Origin of the sequence: Streptomyces thermocarboxydovorans (assembly GCF_039524635.1) — a bacterium.
Taxonomy (GTDB): Bacteria; Actinomycetota; Actinomycetes; order Streptomycetales; family Streptomycetaceae; genus Streptomyces; species Streptomyces thermocarboxydovorans.
Genome location: NZ_BAAAGU010000076.1, coordinates 1 through 3601, shown reverse-complemented (window position 1 = coordinate 3601; position 3601 = coordinate 1). Strand labels below are relative to the sequence as shown.

Sequence of the window (3601 nt, the reverse complement as noted above, 5' to 3'; positions counted from 1 at the left end):
CAGAGCGGCCAGCAGCAAGGCGGCAACCACCAGAGCGGCCAGCAGCAAGGCGGCAACCACCAGAGCGGCCAGCAGCAAGGCGGCAACCACCAGAGCGGCCAGCAGCAAGGCGGCAACCACCAGAGCGGCCAGCAGCAGGGCGGCAACCACCAGAGCGGCCAGCAGCAGGGCGGCAACCACCAGAGCGGCGGCTACCAGCAGGGTGGCAACCACCAGAGCGGCGGGGGCGGCTGGGGCCAGCAGAGCGGCGGCAACGGCAACCTCCAGGGCGGCGGCGGTGGCGGCGACTGGGGCAACCAGTCCAACCAGTCCGGCGGCGGAGGCGGCAGCGGCGACTGGGGCAACCAGTCGAACCAGTCCGGCGGCCACCACGACGACCAGGGCGAGTTCAAGGGCCGCGTCACCGCGGACCGCCTGGCGCTGCGCACCGCCCCGACCCGGGGTTCGCAGGTCATCCGCTACGTCCACCGGGGCGAGGTGGTCTCCATCTTCTGCAAGGTCCCCGGCGACCGAGTGGACGGCAACCCGCTGTGGTACCTGCTCACCGACGGCACCTGGGCCTGGGGTGCGGCCCGCTACATCGAGAACATCGGGCCGGCGCCACGCTGGTGCTGACCGGCAAAGCTCGCAACTCACGGCACTTGGGTAGGTTCCGGACATGAGCAAGGCCGGAATCACCCTGGCGGCGGCGGAGACGTCCGCGCCCCCCGTCCGTCTCCCCCGGCGCCGTGGCATCGAACTGGCCCTGATCCTCCTGGCCGTCCTGCTGTCGGTCTACGGCTACTGCGCCGTCGGACTCGCCAAGAACGGCTCCGTCCCGCCCGGCGCCGCCGGCTACGGCGCCGGGCTCGGCGTGCTCGCGCTGGTCGCCCATATGGCGGTGCGTTTCCGCGCCCCCTGGGCCGACCCGCTGCTGCTGCCCATCGCCGTGCTGCTCAACGGACTGGGCCTGGTGCTGATCTACCGGCTGGACCTGGAGACGCCGCACGACCGGGCGGCCCCCACCCAGCTGGTGTGGTCCACGCTGGGCGTAGCGCTGTTCATCGTGGTGATCCTGGTGCTGCGCGACCACCGGGTGCTGCAGCGCTGCACCCGGCTGTGCGTGGCCGCCGCGCTGATCCTGCTCACCGTGCCGATCCTCTTCCCCGCGGTGAACGGGGCCCGCATCTGGATCAGGGTGGCGGGATTCTCCATCCAGCCGGGCGAGTTCGCGAAGGTGCTGCTCGCGGTGTTCTTCGCCGCGTACCTGGCCGAGAACCGCAAGGCGCTGACGTACTCCGGCCGCCGCGTCTGGCGGCTGCAGCTGCCCACCGGCCGGGTGCTGGGCCCGATCCTCGCCGTCTGGCTGGTGAGCGTGGGCGTGCTCGCGCTGGAGCGGGACCTCGGCACCTCGCTGCTGTTCTTCGGCCTGTTCGTCGTCCTGCTCTATGTCGCCACCGGCAAAGCGGGCTGGATCGCCGTCGGTCTGCTGCTGGCCTCGCTGGGGGCGGTGGCGGTGGGCCGGCTCGAGCCGCATGTGCACGGCCGGATCGAGACCTGGCTGCACCCGTTCTCCTCCATCGAGGCCGGCGAGGGACCGAACCAGCTCGCCCAGTCGCTGTTCGCCTTCGCGGAGGGCGGGCTGCTGGGCACCGGTCTTGGCCTCGGGCACTCGGTGCTCATCGGATTCGCCGTCAAGTCCGACTTCATCCTGGCCACCGCCGGCGAGGAGCTGGGCCTGGCCGGGCTGTGCGCGATCTTCCTGCTCTACGGGCTGCTGGTGGACCGCGGCTACCGGGCCGGCCTGGCGCTGCGGGACCCGTTCGGGCAGCTGCTGGCGGTGGGGCTCTCCTCGATCGTGGCGCTGCAGGTGTTCGTGATCGCGGGCGGGGTGACCGGGCTGATCCCGCTGACCGGGATGGCGATGCCGTTCCTGGCGCAGGGCGGCTCCTCGGTGGTCACCAACTGGGCGATCGTGGCGCTGCTGGTCCGGCTGAGCCATTCGGCGCGCCGCCGGGCGGACGGAGGTGGGCGCCGGTGACCCGGTACATCCGGCACGCGGCCGGGTTCTGCGCCCTGCTGCTGGTGGCGCTGCTGGTGAACGCCGCGCGGGTGCAGCTGCTGCGGGCCGAGACCTACCGGGACAACCCCGCCAACCGCCGCGACACCATCGCCCGCTACCACCAGCCGCGCGGCGACATCCTGGTCGCCGGCCGCCCGGTCACCGGCTCCCGGGACACCGAGGAGCATCTGCGCTACGAACGGACCTACCGGGACGGGCCGTTGTACGCGCCGGTGACCGGCTTCGCCTCGCAGGAGTACGGCACGACGCTGCTGGAGCACACCGAGGACGCCCTGCTGTCCGGCACGGACCCGGTGCTGGCGCCGCTGCCGCTGTGGAACGAGTTCACCCGCTCCCGCAACGCGGGCGGCGACGTGGAGACCACGATCCACCCGGCGGCGCAGCGGGCGGCGTACAAGGGGCTGCGCTCCCGCAAGGGCGCGGTGGCCGCGGTGGAGCCCGCCACCGGGCGGATCCTGGCCCTGGTGTCCCTGCCCTCCTACGACCCGGAACTGCTGTCGGGCAACGGGGAGACGGCGCGAACGGCCTGGCAGCGGCTGAACGCCGACCCGGACAAGCCGCTGCTGAACCGGGCGGTGCGGCAGACGTATCCGCCGGGCTCGACGTTCAAGGTGATCACCGCGGCGGCGGCGCTGGAGGCGGGGGTGGCCGGCGACCTGGACGAGCCGACCGACTCGCCCGACCCGTATGTGCTGCCGGGGACCACGACCCGGCTGACCAACGGGGCGCAAGGCTGCGAGGACGCCTCGTTGCGGGAGGCGTTCACCCTCTCCTGCAACACGGTGTTCGCCAAGCTGGGGGTGAGGACGGGCCTGAAGGACATGGCGTCGACGGCGCACGCCTTCGGCTTCAACGACGAGGATCTGCGCATCCCGTTCCCGGTGGCCCGCAGCACCTTCGACACCACGGTGGACCGGGCGCAGCTGGCGCTGGCCTCGATCGGGCAGTACAACACGCGGGCGACACCGCTGCAGATGGCGATGGTGGCGGCGGCGGTGGCGAGCGGCGGGCAGGTGCGCGAGCCGTATCTGGTGGAGCGCGTCACCCGGGCGAACGGCGGCACGGTCTCCTCGGGCGGCTCCCGCCCCGTCCGGCGGGCGATGCAGCCGGGTACGGCGATGCGGCTGCAGCAGCTGATGCGGGGCGTGGTCGAGAAGGGCACCGGGGAGCGGGCCGCGATCCCCGGCGCCGTGGTCGGCGGCAAGACCGGCACCGCCCAGCACGGCCTGGGCAACTCCGGTACGCCGTACGCCTGGTTCGTGGGCTGGGCGCAGGACCGCAACGACATCCAGCCGAGGGTGGCGGTGGCGGTGGTGGTCGAGGACGCGGCGGCCAACCGCCGGGAGATCAGCGGCGGCGGCACGGCGGCCCCGATCGCCCGGTCGGTGATGGAGGCGGTGCTCGATCCCTGAGACCTACCGGGCCGCGGCACGCCAGGAGCGACCCAGGAGCGAGCGCTGCTCTAGTGACCTGAGTCGGAGATTCGTCGTTGGTTCGGTATGAGTCGTCCGGGTCCGAAGATTCCGCCGTTGTCGGTGA

General features: G+C 72.6%; 3 protein-coding genes. All 3 read left to right on the top strand.

Features of this window, described 5'->3' with window-relative positions; genetic code table 11:
• A partial coding sequence (locus ABD198_RS27205) for an SH3 domain-containing protein (RefSeq protein ID WP_344006757.1) occupies positions 1-615 on the top strand: 615 nt, incomplete at its 5' end.
• 43 nt (positions 616-658) lie between these two features.
• Positions 659-2020 (top strand): FtsW/RodA/SpoVE family cell cycle protein, encoded by a 1362-nt coding sequence (locus tag ABD198_RS27200; protein ID WP_344006755.1) that lies wholly within the window; start codon positions 659-661, stop codon positions 2018-2020.
• Complete coding sequence (locus ABD198_RS27195; RefSeq protein WP_344006753.1) at positions 2017-3474, top strand: penicillin-binding transpeptidase domain-containing protein; 1458 nt, start codon at positions 2017-2019, stop codon at positions 3472-3474. Before ABD198_RS27200 ends, ABD198_RS27195 begins: the two co-directional genes overlap by 4 nt.
• Positions 3475-3601 lie beyond the last annotated feature (127 nt).

Coding starts and splice junctions, on each gene's coding strand:
- ABD198_RS27200 (WP_344006755.1), top strand. CDS start 659: ATGAGCAAGGCCGGAATCACCCTGGCGGCGGCGGAGACGTCCGCGCCC.